The organism is Variovorax sp. GW821-FHT09D04, from assembly GCF_059416405.1.
This window is the reverse complement of sequence record NZ_JBWKPA010000008.1, coordinates 99,560-116,883: the sequence shown is the minus strand read 5'-3', so window position 1 is coordinate 116,883 and position 17,324 is coordinate 99,560. Positions and strand designations below refer to the sequence as shown.

The 17,324-nt window shown below is 71.8% G+C and carries 13 protein-coding genes; 9 read left to right on the top strand and 4 right to left on the bottom strand.

Features of this window, described 5'->3' with window-relative positions:
- The first annotated feature begins 78 nt into the window (after positions 1-78).
- Positions 79-510, top strand: a complete 432-nt coding sequence (locus AC07O4_RS23085) for a YbaN family protein (protein WP_495268876.1) — start codon at positions 79-81, stop codon at positions 508-510.
- On the opposite strand, the gene AC07O4_RS23080 is transcribed toward AC07O4_RS23085, so the two are convergent.
- Both AC07O4_RS23080 and AC07O4_RS23075 read right to left on the bottom strand, forming a co-directional pair.
- Entirely contained in the window at positions 511-918 is a 408-nt protein-coding gene (locus tag AC07O4_RS23080) for an outer membrane protein assembly factor BamE (RefSeq protein WP_495305778.1), read from the bottom strand.
- Positions 919-971: 53 nt separating this feature from the next.
- A complete protein-coding gene (locus AC07O4_RS23075) occupies positions 972-2,441 on the bottom strand; it encodes a YadA family autotransporter adhesin (RefSeq protein ID WP_495305777.1) in 1,470 nt (489 codons plus the stop codon).
- A 166-nt stretch (positions 2,442-2,607) separates the two neighbouring features.
- On the opposite strand from AC07O4_RS23075, the gene AC07O4_RS23070 reads away from it, so the two are divergent.
- On the top strand, positions 2,608-3,000 hold the full coding sequence (locus AC07O4_RS23070; RefSeq protein WP_159273919.1) for a carboxymuconolactone decarboxylase family protein: 393 nt from the start codon (positions 2,608-2,610) through the stop codon (positions 2,998-3,000).
- Positions 3,001-3,006: 6 nt separating this feature from the next.
- On the opposite strand, the gene putA is transcribed toward AC07O4_RS23070, so the two are convergent.
- Positions 3,007-6,747: a trifunctional transcriptional regulator/proline dehydrogenase/L-glutamate gamma-semialdehyde dehydrogenase gene (gene putA, locus AC07O4_RS23065; RefSeq protein ID WP_495305776.1), complete on the bottom strand. Its 3,741-nt coding sequence runs from the start codon at positions 6,745-6,747 to the stop codon at positions 3,007-3,009.
- Positions 6,748-6,906: 159 nt separating this feature from the next.
- Between putA and AC07O4_RS23060 the strand changes: the two genes are divergently transcribed.
- Genes AC07O4_RS23060 through AC07O4_RS23050 form a run of 3 tightly spaced genes read left to right on the top strand, consistent with a single transcriptional unit; the run spans position 6,907 to position 8,472 of the window.
- Positions 6,907-7,509, top strand: a complete 603-nt coding sequence (locus tag AC07O4_RS23060; RefSeq protein ID WP_495305775.1) for a helix-turn-helix domain-containing protein — start codon at positions 6,907-6,909, stop codon at positions 7,507-7,509.
- 2 nt (positions 7,510-7,511) lie between these two features.
- Positions 7,512-8,042 carry a GNAT family N-acetyltransferase gene (locus AC07O4_RS23055; RefSeq protein ID WP_495305774.1) on the top strand — a complete coding sequence of 177 codons (531 nt, stop codon included), beginning with the start codon at positions 7,512-7,514 and terminating at the stop codon, positions 8,040-8,042.
- Between the two features lie 46 nt (positions 8,043-8,088).
- Positions 8,089-8,472 (top strand): PaaI family thioesterase, encoded by a 384-nt coding sequence (locus AC07O4_RS23050; protein WP_307638430.1) that lies wholly within the window; start codon positions 8,089-8,091, stop codon positions 8,470-8,472.
- 3 nt (positions 8,473-8,475) lie between these two features.
- Here AC07O4_RS23050 and AC07O4_RS23045 read toward each other — a convergent pair whose 3' ends face one another.
- On the bottom strand, positions 8,476-9,450 hold the full coding sequence (locus tag AC07O4_RS23045; RefSeq protein ID WP_495305773.1) for a DMT family transporter: 975 nt from the start codon (positions 9,448-9,450) through the stop codon (positions 8,476-8,478).
- Positions 9,451-9,591: 141 nt separating this feature from the next.
- On the opposite strand from AC07O4_RS23045, the gene AC07O4_RS23040 reads away from it, so the two are divergent.
- The 4 genes from AC07O4_RS23040 to AC07O4_RS23025 all read left to right on the top strand — a co-directional run bounded on the left by AC07O4_RS23040 (position 9,592) and on the right by AC07O4_RS23025 (position 17,324).
- On the top strand, positions 9,592-10,470 hold the full coding sequence (locus AC07O4_RS23040) for a LysR family transcriptional regulator (protein ID WP_495305772.1): 879 nt from the start codon (positions 9,592-9,594) through the stop codon (positions 10,468-10,470).
- A gap of 70 nt (positions 10,471-10,540) precedes the next feature.
- Positions 10,541-15,328, top strand: a complete 4,788-nt coding sequence (locus tag AC07O4_RS23035; RefSeq protein ID WP_495305771.1) for a CapA family protein — start codon at positions 10,541-10,543, stop codon at positions 15,326-15,328.
- Positions 15,325-16,275: an alpha/beta hydrolase family protein gene (locus AC07O4_RS23030; protein WP_495305770.1), complete on the top strand. Its 951-nt coding sequence runs from the start codon at positions 15,325-15,327 to the stop codon at positions 16,273-16,275. Before AC07O4_RS23035 ends, AC07O4_RS23030 begins: the two co-directional genes overlap by 4 nt.
- Complete coding sequence (locus AC07O4_RS23025) at positions 16,272-17,324, top strand: aldose epimerase family protein (protein ID WP_495305769.1); 1,053 nt, start codon at positions 16,272-16,274, stop codon at positions 17,322-17,324. The genes AC07O4_RS23030 and AC07O4_RS23025 overlap by 4 nt, the downstream gene beginning before the upstream one ends.

The window sequence follows — 17,324 nt, the reverse complement described above, 5'->3', positions numbered from 1 at the left end:
CGGCAGCCGAAAGCGGCGCGCGGTTGATCTGAATCAAGCGCGTCGGTGCGGTGAAAGAGAAAGAAAGACAATCGGCCCGTGACGCCCGCCGAAGACCCCCAGAACCCGCCCGCTGCCGTGGAGCCCCGGCCGTTGCCGCTGCTCGTGCGTTGGCTGCTGATGGTCTTTGCCGCGCTGTGCCTCGTGCTGGCCGCCATCGGTGTGGTCGCACCGGGCATGCCGACCACGGTCTTCGTGCTGATGGCCGCATGGGCCGCGGCGCGCAGTTCGCCGCGGCTGCACCGCTGGTTGCTGAATCACCGGCTCTTCGGTCCGCTGCTGCGCAACTGGGAGAACGGCCGCACGGTGAGCCGGCGCGCCAAGTGGAGCGCCACCGCGGCGATGGCGTTTTGCGCGGTGGTGATCGTGTTGACGGCGCACAAGCCGTGGCTTGCGGGCGTCGCCATCGGCTCGATGGCGGTCGTGCTGGCGTGGCTGTGGCGGCGGCCGGAGCCGCCGCAGGGCGGCTGATCAGCCCTTGGCCAGCTCGGCGCAGATCGCCGGGTTCCAGTGGAAACTGCGCGCCTTGTAGGCCGTGTCGAAGATCACCTTGTAGCGGCAGCTCGTCGCACCGCCGCCCGAGCGGAAGTGAAAGACGTAGTCCCACTCGCGCACGGCCGCCATGCCTTCGTCGAAGTGCGGGCGGCCGATGAGCGCGTACAGCTGGTCCTTGGTGGCGCCGGGGCCGATGGCGCGCAGGTTCTCGCGGTTCGGAAAGCTGCCTTCGGTCTGCCAGGTCTGCTGCTGGTCGGCGCCGGGCCAGACGAGTTCGGTGGCCTTGCCGTCGCTGTCGAGGCCGCGGCTCACGTACGAGGTGCAGCCGGCGAGCGTGAGCAGGGCCAGCAGCGCGGCGGTGGGCAGAAAAGAGGTGCGTGTCATGAAGGAAGAATGCGTGGGGCCTGGAGCGATGGCGGTTCTGGGGTTCATGCGGCTCACCACTGGTAGCCCGCGCCGGCCGAGACGCCGACGTTGCCGCGCGAGTTGGCCGAGCCGGTGAACTTCATCACCCACTTGCCGTTGTCCGAGATGCTCGAGAAGCCGACCGCGAGCGCGCTCTGCCCCTCGTAGCCGGCGATGCCGGCCGCGATCATGTTCTTGCCCGGCATGTAGGCCTGCGGCATGCCCGCCATGGCCATCGCACCGGCGGTGCCGGCGTTGGCGTCGCGCTGGTTCACGCGGATGGCGTCGCGCCACTGCGCACTCTGTGCGTTCAGCTGGTTGACGTTCACGGCGTCGGTGCCGGCCACGCCGGGCGCCACGTTGGACACGGTGGTGCCGTTGGGTGCCTGTCCGTTGCCCAGCACGATCTGGTTGTGGTTCACGCTGCCGTCCACGTTGGTCACGTAGTTGACCGCGCCGGCCTGCACGGCCTGCAGCTGGCGCACGTTGACCGCGTCGGTCGCCTGCGTGCCGCCCGCCACGTTCGTGATCTGCCGCTCGCCGCCCGCGCTGCCGACCGAGACCGCACCCTGCGTGGAGCCCACGGCGACGTTCGAGAAGCGCTCTTGCTGGCCATTCATGCCCGCGCGGTCGGCGGTGGCGCCAGCGCCCAACGCCACGCCATTGACGGCGCTCGCTGTCGCGCCGGTGCCGATGGCCACGGCGGACGCGGCCGATGCGGTGCTCTGGCGGCCCACGGCCACGGCCGACTCGGCGCCCGCGGTGGCGCGGTCGCCCACGGCCACGGCGCTGTCGGCCAGCGCCTGCGTGTTCGCGCCCAGCGCGGCGGCGTTGATGCCGTCGGCGATCGCCTTGTCGCCGGCCGCCAGGCTGCTCTTCTTGCGCGCCTGCGTGTTGGCGCCGAGCGCGGTCGAATTGATGTCGCTCGCGGTGGCGCGGTCGCCCACTGCGACGCTGCTGGTGGCCACGGCCGTGCTGTTGGCGCCGATGGCGGTGGCGTTGGTGCCGAAGGCCTGGGCCACGTTGCCCACGGCCGTGCTGCTGACGCCCGCGGCCACGGTGGTGGAGCCGATGGCGGTGGCGTAGGTTTCGGTGGCGCGCGCGTCGGAGCCCGCCGCCACGCTGCCGAAGCCGGTGGCCTTGGCGGCCGTGCCGCCGAGCAGCAGCGCGTCGCCGCCGAGGTTGCCGCTCACCATCCCTTGCAAGGCCGCGGCATCGGGGCCGCCGTTCACGGGGTCGGTCGGCACGCCGGTGATGAGCGCGAAGCCGCCGCTGCCGTTGGGCACCTGGCAGGCCCACGTGGGACCGGCGCCGCCCGAACTGCAGACCGCGCCCGAGCCGGTGGTGTAGCTGGTGCCGCCCAGGCTCACATCGGCCCAGGCCGACGGGCCGGCGAGGCCGGCGGCCAGTGCGAGCACGGCGCCCGCGATGCCTCGGGTTTTCTTCTTGCAGACGAATGCGGCGCGCGCACCGCCCCCCACGTGCTGTGTGACGTGTTCCATGGTTCTCTCTTCTCCCTGAGATGGCGCCTGATGGCGCGCTTGATGTGTGACGCTTCGACTGTATGAACCGGAGGGCGCGTGAACCTAGGACCTAATTCACAATAAATGTGAAGGTACCGAAAGCAAATGTTGCTTTCCATCGCGCATTCACACTTCAGGAGATCGCATGAAACCCCAGCCCATCGAGCACGCCGCCGCTTCCGACGAGGTCCGCGCGGTGTTCGACGACATCAAGGCGTCGCGCAACGTGCCCGACGTCAACAATTTCTGGAAGTACCTGGCCAACGACCCGGCCACGCTGAAGCGCACCTGGGCCAGCCTCAAGGAGGTGATGGCGCCGGGCGCGCTCGACCCGGTGGTCAAGGAAATGATCTATCTGGCGGTGAGCGTCACCAACAACTGCGGCTACTGCATCGCGAGCCACCACGCGGGCGCGGAGAAGGCCGGCATGACGCCGGCCATGTTCGCCGAGCTGATGGCCGTGGTCGGCATGGCGAACGAGACGAACCGGCTGGTCAACGGCTACCGCGTGCCGATCGATCCAGCCTTCGATCGCTAAACCGGCTCAGCCGATCGTCATCAGGCTCGCATTGCCGCCGGCCGCGGCCGTGTTGACGCTCAGCGCGCGCTCCAGCACCAGGCTTTCGAGCGGAATGTCCGTATCGCCGGGCGCGAAGCCGCGCACGCCGACGATGGGGCCGGGCCGCGCCGCCACCTGCTGCAGCACGCCGGCAAGGTGGCCGGCGTCGCCGTGGTGCAGCACGGCATCGAAGACCACGGTGGGTGCGCGCCAGTCGTTGGCGAGCACGACCGCGTGGCGCGCTTCGTCGGGCAGCGCGGCCAGCAGCGCGTGCGCGCCGGGCGCATCGGCCGGCCAGATGGCGGTGCTGCCGACCGACAGCACGGCCGCCAGTTGCACGAGCCGGTCGGCTTCCGCATCGGCGAGGCACAGCACGGCCTCGCGCGGCTGCAGCGTGTAGACGTTGCGCTCGCCGGTCGGGCCGGCCAGCGTGCGTGCACGGCCGACGTGCGCCAGGCCGGCGAAGCGGCGGCACTGCGCGGCCAGCGCGTCGCGGCCCGTGTCGCGCGCCCAGCCTTCGAGCGCCGCGAGGCCGGCCGATGGTGAGACGGGTGCGTCGTCCGCCACGGCGCGCGCCAGCACGTCGTCGGGCCGCGCCGACAGCAGGCGCGCCATGTACAGCGGCCCGCCGGCCTTCGGCCCGGTGCCCGACAGCCCTTCGCCGCCGAAGGGCTGCACGCCCACCACCGCGCCGACCATGTTGCGGTTCACGTAGACGTTGCCCGCCTGCGCCTGCGCCACCACCTGCGCAATGGTCTCGTCGATGCGCGTGTGCACGCCCAGCGTGAGGCCGTAGCCGCTGCCGTTGATCTGGCCGATGAGCGCGCCCAGGTCGCGGCGGCGGTAGCGCAGCACGTGCAGCACGGGGCCGAACACCTCGCGCTGCAGCTCGCCCAGGTGTTCCAGCTCGACCAGCGTGGGCAGCACAAAGGTGCCGTGGCGCGTGTCGTGGCCGAACTCGCGGCCCTGGCGGAACACGCGCCGGCCGCGCCCGCGCATGCCGGCGATGTGGCGCTCGATGCCATCGCGCGCCTCGTCGTCGATGACGGGGCCCACGTCCACCGCGAGCCGCGCGGGGTTGCCGATGCAGCTCTCGGCCATCGCGCCCTGCAGCATCGCGACGAGGCGGTCGGCCGCTTCCTCCTGCACGCACAGCACGCGCAGCGCCGAGCAGCGCTGGCCCGCGCTGTCGAAGGCCGAGGCCATCACGTCGGCCACCACCTGCTCCACCAGCGCGGACGAGTCCACGATCATCGCGTTCTGCCCGCCGGTCTCGGCGATCAGCGGCACCGGCGCACCGTGCGCGCCGAGGCGGGTAGCCAGCGTCTTCTGCAGCAGGCGCGCGACCTCGGTCGAGCCCGTGAACATCACGCCCTGCACGCGCGCGTCGCCCACCAGCGCGGCGCCGACGGTCTCGCCGCGCCCCGGCAGCAGCTGCACCGCCGCGCGCGGCACGCCCGCTTCCCACAGCACGCGCACCGCTTCGGCCGCGACCAGCGGCGTCTGTTCGGCCGGCTTGGCCAGCACGGGGTTGCCGGCCGCGAGCGCCGCGGCCACCTGGCCGGTGAAGATCGCGAGCGGAAAATTCCACGGGCTGATGCACACCACCGGCCCGAGCGGGCGGTGCGTGGCGTTGGCGAAATCGGTGCGAGCCTGCGCCGCGTAGTAGCGCAGGAAGTCGACCGCCTCGCGCACCTCGGCGATGGCGTTGGCGCCGCTCTTGCCGGCCTCGCGCATCAAGAGGCCGAGCAGGCGCGGCTGCCGCGCTTCGAGCGATGCGGCAGCGCGCTCGAGCGCGGCGGCGCGTTCGGCGGGCGGCGTGGCGGCCCATGTGGCGGCGACGGCTTCGGCCTGCGCGATGGCCGAGGCCACGTCGCCCGGCACCGCGTCCTGCACCTGGCCGACGAGGTCGCGGCGGTCGGCGGGGTTGCGCACCTCGGCCCAGGTGCGGCCGGCTTCGTCTTCGGCGCGTGGCGCAGCGAGCATCGGCGTCGCGCGCCACGGCTCGCTCGCGCTGGCCTGCAGCGTGGCGGCGAGCGCATGCAACGTGGCTTCGCTCGCGAGGTCCAGGCCCTGCGAGTTCGCGCGCTGCGCGCCGTAGAGCGCGGCCGGCAGCGGAATGGCTGCGTGCGGCAGGCCCATCGCGCCTTCCCGCTCGGCCATGCGCTCGACGGTCGCGACCGGGTCTTCCACCAGCGTGTCGAGCGGAATCGACGCATCGGCGATGCGGTTCACGAACGAGGTGTTGGCGCCGTTCTCCAGCAGCCGCCGCACCAGGTAGGCCAGCAGCGTCTCGTGCGTGCCCACCGGCGCGTAGATGCGGCAGGGCCGCCCGAGCGGGCCCACCACCTGCTCGTACAGCGGCTCGCCCATGCCGTGCAGGCACTGGAATTCGTACTGGCCCGGCGTGTAGCGCGACGGGTCGGCCATCGTGTAGATCGCGGCCAGCGTGTGGGCGTTGTGCGTGGCGAACTGCGGGTACACCGCGTCGGGCGCATCGAGCAGCCGGCGCGCGCATGCGAGGTACGACACGTCGGTGTAGGCCTTGCGCGTGTAGACCGGGTAGCCCGCGAGACCGTCGAGCTGCGCGCGCTTGATCTCGCTGTCCCAGTAGGCGCCTTTCACGAGGCGCACCATGAGCCGGTGGCCGCTGCGGCGCGCGAGGTCGATCACCCAGTCGATGACGAAGGGGCAGCGCTTCTGGTAGCCCTGCACCACGAAGCCGATGCCCTGCCAGCCCGCCAGCGCGGGCTCGAAGCACAGGCGCTCCAGCAGGTCGAGCGAGAGCTCGAGCCGGTCGGCTTCTTCGGCGTCGATGTTCAGGCCGATGTCGTAGTGCAGCGCCAGCAGCGCCAGGTCGCGCAGCACCGGGTACAGCTCGGCCATCACGCGCGTGTACTGCGCGCGGCTGTAGCGCGGGTGCAGCGCCGACAGCTTGATCGAGATGCCCGGCCCGCCGTACACGCCGCGCCCGTTCGAGGCACGGCCGATGGCGTGGATGGCGTCTTCGTAGGCCGCGCGGTAGCGGCGCGCGTCGTCGGCCGTGAGCGCGGCCTCGCCGAGCATGTCGTACGAATAGCGAAAGCCCTGCGCTTCGAACGTGCGCGCATGCGCCAGCGCCTGGGCGATGGTTTCGCCGGTGACGAACTGCTCGCCCATCATGCGCATCGCCATGTCCACGCCCTTGCGGATCAGCGGCTCGCCGCCCTTGCCGATCAGCCGCGTGAGCGTGGCCGACAGGCCCGTCTCGCTGTGCGTGGCCACCAGCCTGCCCGTGAGCAGCAGGCCCCAGGTGGCGGCGTTGACGAACACCGAGGGGCTGTGCCCCGCGTGCGCCTGCCACTGGCCCTGCGCGATCTTGTCGCGGATGAGCGCGTCGCGCGTGTCGGCGTCGGGAATGCGCAGCAACGCCTCGGCCAGGCACATCAGCGCCACGCCTTCCTGCGACGACAGCGCGTACTCCTGCAGCAGGCCCTGCACGAGGCCCGAACGGCCGCCGCCATTTTTGCGCTGGCGCAGCTGGTGGGCGATGCGATGGGCCAGGGCGTGGGCTTCGGCGGCCTGGTCGGCCGGCAGCCGGGCCTGCGTGAGCAGCGGCTGCAGTGCCTCCGATTCGGGCGGCCGGCAGGCGGCCGTGATGCGGGCGCGCAGCGCGGACGGCGCGGCGGGGCCGTCGGCGAAGGTGACGAAGGTCGAGGGCAGGGGGGCGGGATCGTTGGCGCTCATGGTGCGTCGGTGGTGGTGATGTGTTGGATGATTTCAGCGATAGGCATGAATATTTCTCCAAAGAACGGTCACTTCGACGAGCAAATCTCTGCGGACTAGACGGCCCGATTCGACCTCGGGGTTGACTGAATTTCTATTTCATTGGATATTTCATCCAATATGAAAGAAGAATCAGCTTCGATCCCCAGTCTCAACGACCGCATCGCCCAGCGCGTGCGCGCCCTGCGCGCCGCGCGCGATCTCTCGCTCGACGCCCTGGCTACGCACTGCGGCGTCAGCCGCTCCATGATCTCTCTGATCGAGCGCGGCGAGAGCAGTCCGACGGCCGTGCTGCTCGAAAAACTCGCGACCGGCCTGGGCGTGCCGCTGGCCTCGCTGTTCGAGTCCGACGCGCCGGCCGCCAGCCCGGTGTCGCGCCGCGCCGACCAGCTCGAATGGCGCGATCCGCATTCGGGCTACCTGCGCCGCAACGTCTCGGCCGGCGGCGACGCCTCGCCGATCCAGATCGTCGAGGTGCTGTTTCCGCCCGGCGCGCGCGTGGCCTACGAAACCGGCGCGCGCGAGCCGCGCATCCACCAGCAGGTGTGGGTGCTCGAAGGCTGCATCGAACTCGCGGTCGGCGACCAGCAGCACCGGCTCGAAGCGGGCGACTGCCTCGCGCTCGTGCTCGACCAGCCGACGAGCTACTTCAACTCCACCCGCGAGACGGCGCGCTACGCGGTCGTCATCACCAGCGCGCCCTCCCACTCCAACCGGAAATGACCATGACTGCTGCCACCACCCCGCGCCTGCGCGCCCTGTCCACCGTCAGCGAGGCCGAGCTGAACGCGCTGGCCGACGTGCTCATCGATTGCGTCGACGGCGGCGCCTCGGTGAGCTTCATGCAGCCGCTCACGCCCGAGCGCGCGCGGGCCTTCTGGCGCCACGTGGCCGACGGCGTGGCGCGCGGCGAGCGCGAGCTGCTCGTGGCCGAGGACGACGCAGGCATCGTCGGCACCGTGCAGCTGGTGCTGGCGCAGCCCGAGAACCAGCCGCACCGCGGCGAGGTCGCGAAGATGCTGGTGCACCGCCGCGCGCGCCGACTCGGCCTCGGCGCGCAGCTGATGAAGGGCGCCGAACAGCGCGCGCGCGACCACGGCAAGACCCTGCTGGTGCTCGACACCTCCAGCCCCGACGCCGAGCGGCTGTACACCCGCTGCGGTTGGCAGCGCGTGGGCACCATCCCCGGCTACGCGCTGCTGCCCGACGGCACGCCGTGCGGCACCACCTACTTCTACCGCGCGCTCGGCGACTGACGGCCGTGCGGTCTACAGTCGGCCGGTCCGTTCATTTTCCGTCGCCATGAAACACCCCTTCGCCGAACTGATCGACCTGCACTGCGAGGAAGCCACCGCCGGCGCCAGCACCATGACGCTGGTCGTCGCGCCGCAGCACCTGAACCCGCACGAGGTCGTGCACGGCGCCGTGCTGTATGCGCTGGCCGACACCGGCATGGGCACGGCGCTGTACCCCACGCTCGAGGCGGGCGAGATCTGCGCCACCATCGAGATCAAGATGAACTACTTCAAGCCCGTGTTCGAAGGCCAGGTCGTCTGCAGGACCACGCTGCTCAACCGCGGGCGCACCGTCGCCAACCTGGAGTCGCGGCTGTACGTGGGCGAGGTGCTCGTGGGGATGGCGAACGGCAACTACGCGATCTTCCGGCGCAGCCGCGCCGAGGGCTGATGTTCATGGCGTGACGCCGCAGGTGCGCTGACCCGGCGCCGGCACGCGGACCGGCGCCACCGGCGTCGCCGCCCGCTTCGCTGCCGCCACATGCAGCAGCAGCGCCACCACCACCATCGCCACGCCGACGATTTCGTGGATGGCGGGCGGCTTGCCCAGCGCCACGCCCATCAGCAGCGCCGACACCGGCACGAAGTTCAGGAAGGCCGTGCCCGTGACCGCGCCGAGCGCGCGCACGCCGTGGTTGAAGGCCAGCACCGCGAGCGCCGACGGCACCAGCCCCACGTACAGCAGCACCTGCCACGACAGGCGCAGCCCCTGCGCGTCGGGCGCGGGCGACGCGCCCAGCGCGGTCATGCCCACCGCCACGGCCAGCAGCAGCGGCCACGAGGCCAGCACCGTGAGCGCGGTGTAGTCCACCGTGTCCAGCGTCGGGAAGCGCGCCGCGCCGCGCGTGTAGACGACCCAGCCCAGCGTGCCGACGAAGGCGATGGCATCGCCGAGCAGCGTGTCGTGCGACAGGCCTGCGCCACCGGACGACAGCAGCCCGGCCACCGTCGCCACGCCAGCCAGCGCCAGTGCGGCAGTCAGCAGCGTCGTGCGCGTCGGGCGCACGCCGTCGAGCCACCAGCGCAGCAGCTGCGTGGTGATCGGCGTGGTGGCGATCAGCACCGCGCCGTGCGAGGGCACCGAGTGCGAGAGCCCGACGAACAGCAGGATGCTGAACACGCCGAAGCCCGCAAAGCCGTGCAGCGCCAGCGGCACCGCGTGCTGCCGCAGCTTGTGCCAGCCGCCGCTGCCGCGCAGGCCCAGCAGCGCGGCGAACACCAGCGCCGACAGGGTGTAGCGGATGAGCGTGAGCCACACCGGCGCCACGTGCTGCAGCACGCCCTTGCCGACGAGGAACAGGCTGCCCCAACTGGCGGTGGCGAAGAGCAGGGCCGCGATGCCCGGCAGGCGTGAGGAAGGGGAGGACACGGGAAGACCTTTCAAGAAAACAGTGAGTGCGTGACCTAGAGGATGGGGACGCCCCGCCGCGAAGGCCATTCGTTTCTTTGGACCGGGGCTTCCGAAAAAGCGAACGGACGACCGCGCCGCACGCGCTCACAATCCGCGGTCATGGAGCTGTACCAACTGAAGACCTTCGTCGCCATCGCGAAGGAGGGCAACCTCACCCGCGCCGCCGAACGCGTGTTCACCAGCGCTCCGGCCGCCAGCGCGCAGCTCAAGGCGCTCGAAGACGAACTCGGCGTGCGCCTGTTCGAGCGCACGCCGCGCGGCATGTCGCCCACCGCGGCCGGCCGGCGCCTGCTCGAAGAGGCCGAGCGCACCCTGGCCTCGGCGATGCGCATGCAGTCGGCCGCCGACCAGCTGCGCGGCGCGGCGCAGGGCGTGGTGCGCTTCGGCACGGTGGTCGATCCGGTGGCGCTGCGCCTGGGCAGCGTGCTGGTCACGCTGGCGCAGCAGCACCCGCAGGTCACGCTGCAGCTCAAGCAGGGGCTGTCGTACGAAACCCTCGCGGCCGTGCAGCGCGGCGAACTCGACTGCGCCTACGTGCTCAGCGATGCCGAGCGGCTCGAAGGCTTCGAGCTGCGGCGCCTGGGCGTGGTCGACCTGGCCGTGGGCCTGCCGCTGGCCGTGGCGCAGGCGCACCCCGAGCTCACGCTCGAGCAGCTCACCGACCTGACCTGGGTCGGCACGCCGCCCTCGTGCATCCTGCGCGCGCACCTCGAAAAGCTGTTCGCCTCGGCCGGGCGCGACTACCGCCAGGGCGTCACCGCCGACGGCGAGAGCGCCATCCGCAGCATGGTCGCCAGCGGCATGGGCGCGGGCCTGATGCGGCTGGACCAGGCCGAGCAGGGCGAGCGCCAGGGCGAACTGAAGATCTGGAACGGTTGGCGCTCACACACCTGGCTGTGCTGGATCGCGCCGGCCGGCGGCCAGCGCTCCGCGGCGGTCGAGGCCGTGCGCGGCGCGGTGTTCGACGCCTGGGCCTGATCCGGGTCTGACGCCGCCCCGGATTTCCGCAGTGGCAGGCCGCGCCGTGGCCTGTCATCATTCGCGGCGCATGACTCACCAAGCTCCCGTTCTCCTCGCCGATCTGTTGAACCGCGCCAGGCAGGCCCTGGCCACCCCGGACGGGGCGCTGCCCCCGGCCCCGCCCGCCACCGATGAGGCCGGCTGCGTGGTGTTCCTCGCGATGGGCGAGGGCGAAAGCCGCGCCCGCGTCGTCATGGGTCGCGGCCCCGACACCGAGGCCGCCTGGCAGGCCGCCGCCGAGGCGCTGGCCGTGAAGGCGAAGCGTGCCGAGCGACCGGCGCAGCGGCTGCGCGCGGAGATCGTCGAGCACGCCACGCCCATGACCTGGGGCGAACTGAAGGCGCGGCTGGCGCAGACCAAGCGCAACTACTTCAACGAAGGCATCGCGCTCGACGCGCGCTTCGAGACCGCGCTGCTCGCGCAGGAGATGCACGGCAGCGCCGTGCTCTACAACGGCACGGTCGACCACGCGGAGCCCAACAACGGCAACCTGCGCACGCACACGAAACGCCGCTTCGGCGACGAGCACGACTTTCCCACCGACGACGCCACGCCCGTGTGGTGCTTCACCACGCGCGCCGTGTACGTCGACGCCGACGGCGCCTGGCCGCTCACGGCCGAAGGACAAGCCGCGGGCTTTCGCACGCTCACCGACTGGAACGCGGCGCAGGTGCGCACGCTGGTCGACTCGGCGAGCGATTACCTGGCCGAACAGGTCAAGCCCACGGGCGAGTTCCACTACGGCTGGTTTCCCTGCTTCGACCGCGCGATTCCCACCTACAACACGCTGCGCCACGCCAGCTCCACCTACGCCATGCTCGAAGGCTGGGAGCTCACGCGCAGCGACGTGCAGAAGGCCGCCATCGACCGCGCGCTGGCCTTCCTGAGCCAGCGGCTGATCCGCCGCGCCACGCTGGCCGACGGCACGCAGGCCGCGTTCCTGGTCGACATCGGCAACGAGATCAAGCTCGGCGGCAACGCCGTGTGCCTGCTGGCGCTGGTGAAGTACACCGAGCTCACCGGCGATGCGCAGTACCAGCCGCTGATGGAGCAGCTGGCGCTGGGCATCCGCTCCATGCAGGACCCCGAGACCGGGCGCTTCGTGCACGTGCTCAACCACCCGGAGCTCGACGTGAAGGAGCCCTACCGCATCATCTATTACGACGGCGAAGCGGCCTTCGGGCTGATGCGGCTGTACGGCCTCACGCGCGACGCGCGCTGGCTCGCGGTGGTCGAGAAGGCCTTCGAGCACTTCATCGCCGCGGGTCACTGGCGCGCGCACGACCACTGGCTGAGCTACTGCGTCAACGAACTCACGCGCTTCAAGCCCGAGACGCGCTACTACCAGTTCGGCCTGCAGAACATGGCGGGCCACCTGGACTTCGTGCTGGAGCGCATCACCACCTTCCCCACGCTGCTCGAGCTGATGATGGCCGCGCGCGAGATGGTGCTGCGGCTCGAAGCCGACCCTGCCCTGCGCCCGCTGCTCGCGGGGCTGGATCGCCACAAGTTCGACCGCGCGCTGGAGCACCGCGCGCGCTACCTCGCCAACGGCCACTTCTGGCCCGAGCTGGCGATGTTCTTCCGCCATCCTGACCGCATCGCGGGCTCGTTCTTCATCAAGCACCACAGCTTCCGCGTGCGCATCGACGACGTGGAGCACTACCTGTCGGGCTACGTGGCCTACCACCGCCTGCTCGAGGCGCGCGAGGCGCAGCAGCAGAGCGCGCAACTCACGCAGGCCACGGCCGAACCGGCCGCGCCGCGCGGTGCCGAGGGCATCGTGCTGTGGGGCGGCGACGTCAACCTGGGCCGGCGTCAGCACTACCGCATGCACGACCTCGGCGGCCCCGCCCGCATGCTCGGCGACATCGCCGCGCTGCGCGAGGCCGACCTGCGCATCGTGAACCTCGAATGCGTGGTCGCCACCACGGGCGAGCAGGGCGTCGAGAAGGACGAGGGCGGCCCTTATTACTACCGCGCGCGGCCCGAGATGCTCGCGGTGCTGACCGAGGCCGGCATCGACATGGTCGCCACGGCCAACAACCACAGCGGCGACTACGGCCCCGAGGCGCTGCTGGAGCAGCACGGATTGCTGAACGCCGCCGCCATCGCGTTCGCTGGCACCGGGCCTGATCTCGACTCGGCACTGAGCCCCGCCTTCCGCCAGGCCGGTGGGCTGCGCGTCGCGCTGTTCTCGCTCGATGCCACGCAGCCGCGCTTCGCCGCCACCGCGCAGCGCCCCGGCGCGGCCTGGTTGTCGCTCGATGACCCGGCGGCCTGGCGCGCCACGCTCGCGCCGCGCATCGCCGCTGCACGCCATGAAGCCGACGTGGTGCTGGTGGCGGTGCACTGGGGCGAGAACCTGGAAACCGCGCCCTCGCGCGCCGAGATCGCCGTCGGCCATGCCATCGTCGAAGCCGGCGCCGACGCGGTGCTGGGCACCTCGGCCCACGTGCTGCAGGGCATCGAGGTCCATCAGGGCCGGCCGATCCTGCACGATGCGGGCGACCTGCTGTTCGACGCCATCCGCAACGACCTCGCGGACTCCGGCGTGTTCTCGCTGCGCCTCGGGCCGCATGGCGTGGAAGAGGTGGTGTTCACGCCGGTGGGCGTGGGCTTCGGCTTCTCGCAGCAGCTCGCTGGTGAAGCGGCGCAGGCCGCCAGCGCGCGCTTTGCCGAACTGTGCAGCGCGCTCGGCACCGAGATGACGGCGCGGCCCGACGGGCGCTGCGCGCTGCAGCTGTCGCCGCCCGAACGCACCGCGCCGGCCGGGCGCCCGCCGCTGGCGCCGCTGTCGGCCTCGCGCCCGCCCGCGCTGGTCGGCCCCGTGCTCGCGCCCCGGCCCGAGTGGTCGGTCGATGCCGTGCCCGAGGACGCCAGGATTCGCCCGCTGCAGTTCGGCCCGCTGCGCCTCGTGGGCATCCGCCTCGCGCCGACGCAGATCATCGGGCGGCGCCTGCTGTGGGTCGAGTCGTTCTGGACCGCCGATGCGCCCGTGAGCGCCGACCTGCGCGTGCAGTTCCGCGCGCTGCCGATGCGCAGCACCACCATGCCGGCCTGGGGCGAGGCCATGGACCACGACCCCTGCGACTGGATGTGGCCCACCAGCCGCTGGACGCCGGGGCGCATCTACCGCGACCGCTACGGCCTGCGCGCGCCGCGCCTGGGCCTGCTCGAGAACGACGCGCTGCAGATCGAGGTGCGCGTGCGCGGCAGCGTGCCCGACCTGCCGGGCGCGCGCCGGCTGCCCGTGTGGTGCGGCCTGCGCGTGCCGAAGTTTCCGACGCCGCTGCCCGAGCGCCCCGCGCCCGTGCTCGCCGCGCTGCGCCCCGGTGCCCCGGCGCAGCCGTCGCCCGTGTGGACCGCCGACGACCTGCAGCGCGTCACCGGCGGGCAGTGGCTGGTGCCGCCGCCTTCGGGCTGGTTCGTGAACGCGGTGGTGCGCGGACCGACGCACATGGCGCGGCTGCCGAAGCCGGCGCTGTTCATCGCGTCCGACTACCGCACGCTCGCCAGGCACGAGAACTACAGCAAGCCGCGCGCCGACAACCCCGACCGCCACGAAGACGTGCCCGTGCTGCAGCACGCGCTCGCGGGCGCCGTGGTCGCGCACCCGGTGGACGGGCTCGACCCGTCGTTCCCGCTGCTGCAGGTGGAGGACCCGATTCGCGCCATGATCGACCTGGGCGTGGCCGCGCGTGCGCGCTTCAAGGGTCGCGTGGTGGGCGTGACCGGCACCGTCGGCAAGTCGTCCACCATCGCCATGCTGCGCGACCTGCTGCCCGAGGCGGCGCGCGTGCACACCACCATCGACAACTACAACTCGCGCGTCGGCGTGCCGGCGATGCTGGCCAACCTCGCGGCCGACGCCGACGTGTGCGTGCTCGAGATGGCGCAGAGCGCGCTGTGGATGGACCGCGGCCCGATCTCGCTCGTGGCGCGCCCGCACGTGGCGATCCTCACCGAGATCGGCCTGTCGCAGACCCGCCAGACCGCCACGCTCGAGCAGACGGCCGAGTTCAAGTCGCGCATCTTCCTGGGCCTGGAGCCCGGCGGCGTGGCCATCGTGCCCGACCACATCCCCTGCCTGATGCAGGTGGTGCGGGCGGCCGCGCGCACGGCGGGCGCCATCTGGGTCGTGGGCAGCAGCCCCGACGCCAACATCCGCATCGTCGACACGCGGCCCGAGCCTGACGGCGGTTGCCGCGTGCGCATCGCGCTGCCGGGGCGCACGGTGGAGTACCTGTTTCCGATCGCGAGCGCGGGGCTGGTGCGCAATTCGGCGCTGGCCTTTGCGGCGCTGCTGGCGCTGGGCTTCGATGCCGAGGCCGCGTGCGCGCGCATGCCCTTCGTGCGCCTGCCGGCCTCGGTGATGCAGCTGCGCCCGCTGCGCACGCAGGGCGGCGTGCAGGCCACGCTCATCGACGACAGCTGGAACGCCGAGGTCATGTCGATGCGCAACGCGATGGAGTTCGTGCGCACCTGCCAGCATGCGGCGCACGGGCCGGTGACGCGCAAGATCGGCGTGCTCGGGCGCATCATCAACCTCGACAAGGAAGCCGAAGCGATGCACCGCAGCCTGGCCGCGCCGCTGCTGGCCTCGGGCATCCAGCACCTCGTGACGCACGGTGCCGAGATGCGCTGGCTGCGCGAGGAGGTGCCGGCCGAGCTGCTCGGCCCGCACTTCGAGGACGCCGCGCAGCTCACCGGCTACCTCGGCGAGTTCCTGCGCGACGGCGACCTGGTGCTGGTGAAGGGCGACCGCCAGCAGTCCGACTTCGGCCTCATCTCCGAACTGCTGCAGAAGCTATGACCCCGCGCGCGCGCCTGGCCTGTGTGCTCCTTGCCCTCATGCAGACGGCCTGCGCGCAGCGTGCCGATGCGCCGAAGGCCGCAGCGCCGCGCGAGCCGGCAGCTTCCGCTTCGGCCGAGGGCGCGCTGCTGCACTGGAACCAGCCCGCCGTGCGCGCCAACTGCCCCGACCGCCCGGGCTTTCTCTGGGTGCAGGCGGTCGAGGGGCCGTCGTGCATCCGCTACTTCGCGAGCCGCGACATCGACGACGCGCGCATCGCCATCGTGCAGTTCTCGGGCGACCGCGACAGCGTGATGAACCTGTCGCCCACGCGCATTCCCGGCAACACCGAACCGCTGCGCACGCTTGACGCGCAGGCCGCGAGCGACCGCGCGGGCATGCCGTGGATCTTCATGGCGCGCCCCGGCACCTACGGCTCGTCGGGCGACCACCGCCAGCGGCGCGAGGCGGTGGAGTTCCATGCGCTCGATGCGGCGCTCGAAGCGCTGATGCAGCGCCACCGGCTGCAGCGCGTGGTGCTCTTCGGCCACAGCGGCGGCGCCACGGCCGGTGCCGCGCTGCTCACGCTCGGACGCACGCGCGTGGCCTGCGCGGTGCTCACCTCGGGCGCCTTCGACCTGCTGGAGCGCGCGCGGCTGCTCGGCCGCTCGAAGAATGGGCGCACCGACACCACGGGCAGCATGCAGGTCTACGACCCGCTGGACCATGTGGCCGGCATCCCGCGCGACCCGCAGCGGCGCATCGTGCTCATCGGCAACCCCGGCGACCGCAACACGCCGTTCGCGCTGCAGCAGCGCTTTGCCGACGCGGTGGGCAAGGCGGGCCACCGCGTCGAGGTGATGACGCACGACGCCGAGCCACCGACCTTCCACGACCTGAAAGACCGCATCGGCCTGCGCACCGCATCGCAGTGCGCGCGCGAGGCGCTGCAGTCGCAAGCCCGATGATCGAAGCTCTTACTTCGCGCCCCTTCGGCGCCATGCCCGACGGCCGGCCCGTCACCGAATACACGCTCGACAACGGCCACGGCCTGCGCCTGAGCGCCATCAACCTCGGCGGCATCGTCACCGCGATGCATGTGCCCGACCGGCAGGGGCGCAGCGCGAACGTGGTGCTGGGCTTGCCGTCGCTGGCCGACTACCTGAAGCCGCACCCGCACTTCGGCACCATCGTCGGCCGCTATGCGAACCGCATCGCGGCGGGCCGCTTCACGCTCGACGGCACCGCTCACCAGCTGGGCCTGAACGACGGCGTGAACACGCTGCACGGCGGCGCCACCGGCTTCGGCAAGCGCTACTGGGAGATCGTGCCGGTGCCTCACGAACTCGCCCTCGAGCTGCGCTACACCAGCGCCGACGGCGAAGAGGGCTACCCCGGCGAGGTGCAGCTGACGGTGCGCTACACCTTGAGTGCCACCGCCAACACCTGGCGCATCGACTACCGCGCCACCACCGACCGGCCCACGGTGCTCAACCTGAGCCACCACGACTACTTCAACCTCGCCGGCAGCGGTTCGGTGATGGACCACGTGCTGACGCTGCCCGCGAGCCGCTACTGCCCAGTCGATGCCACGCTCATTCCGCTCGGGCTGGGCGAGGTGGCCGGCACGCCTTTTGATTTCCGCACGCCGACGCGCATCGGCGCGCGCATCCGCGAAGGGCACGAGCAGCTGCTGCGCGCGCATGGCTACGACCACAACTGGGTGCTCGACCGCAGCGGGACCGGGCTGGCCCTGGCCGCGCGCCTCGCCCACGAGGCCTCGGGCCGCGTGATGGACGTGCACACGACCGAGCCCGGCGTGCAGTTCTATTCGGGCAACTTCCTCGACGGCAGCCTGCTCGGCAGCGCGGGCGCGAGCCTGCGCCAGGGCGATGGCCTGTGCCTGGAGACGCAGCACTTTCCCGACGCGCCGAACCGACCGGCGTTTGCGTCGACCGTGCTGCGGCCCGGCGAGGTGTTCGCCAGCGCGACCGAGCACCGCTTCGGCATCGGCTGA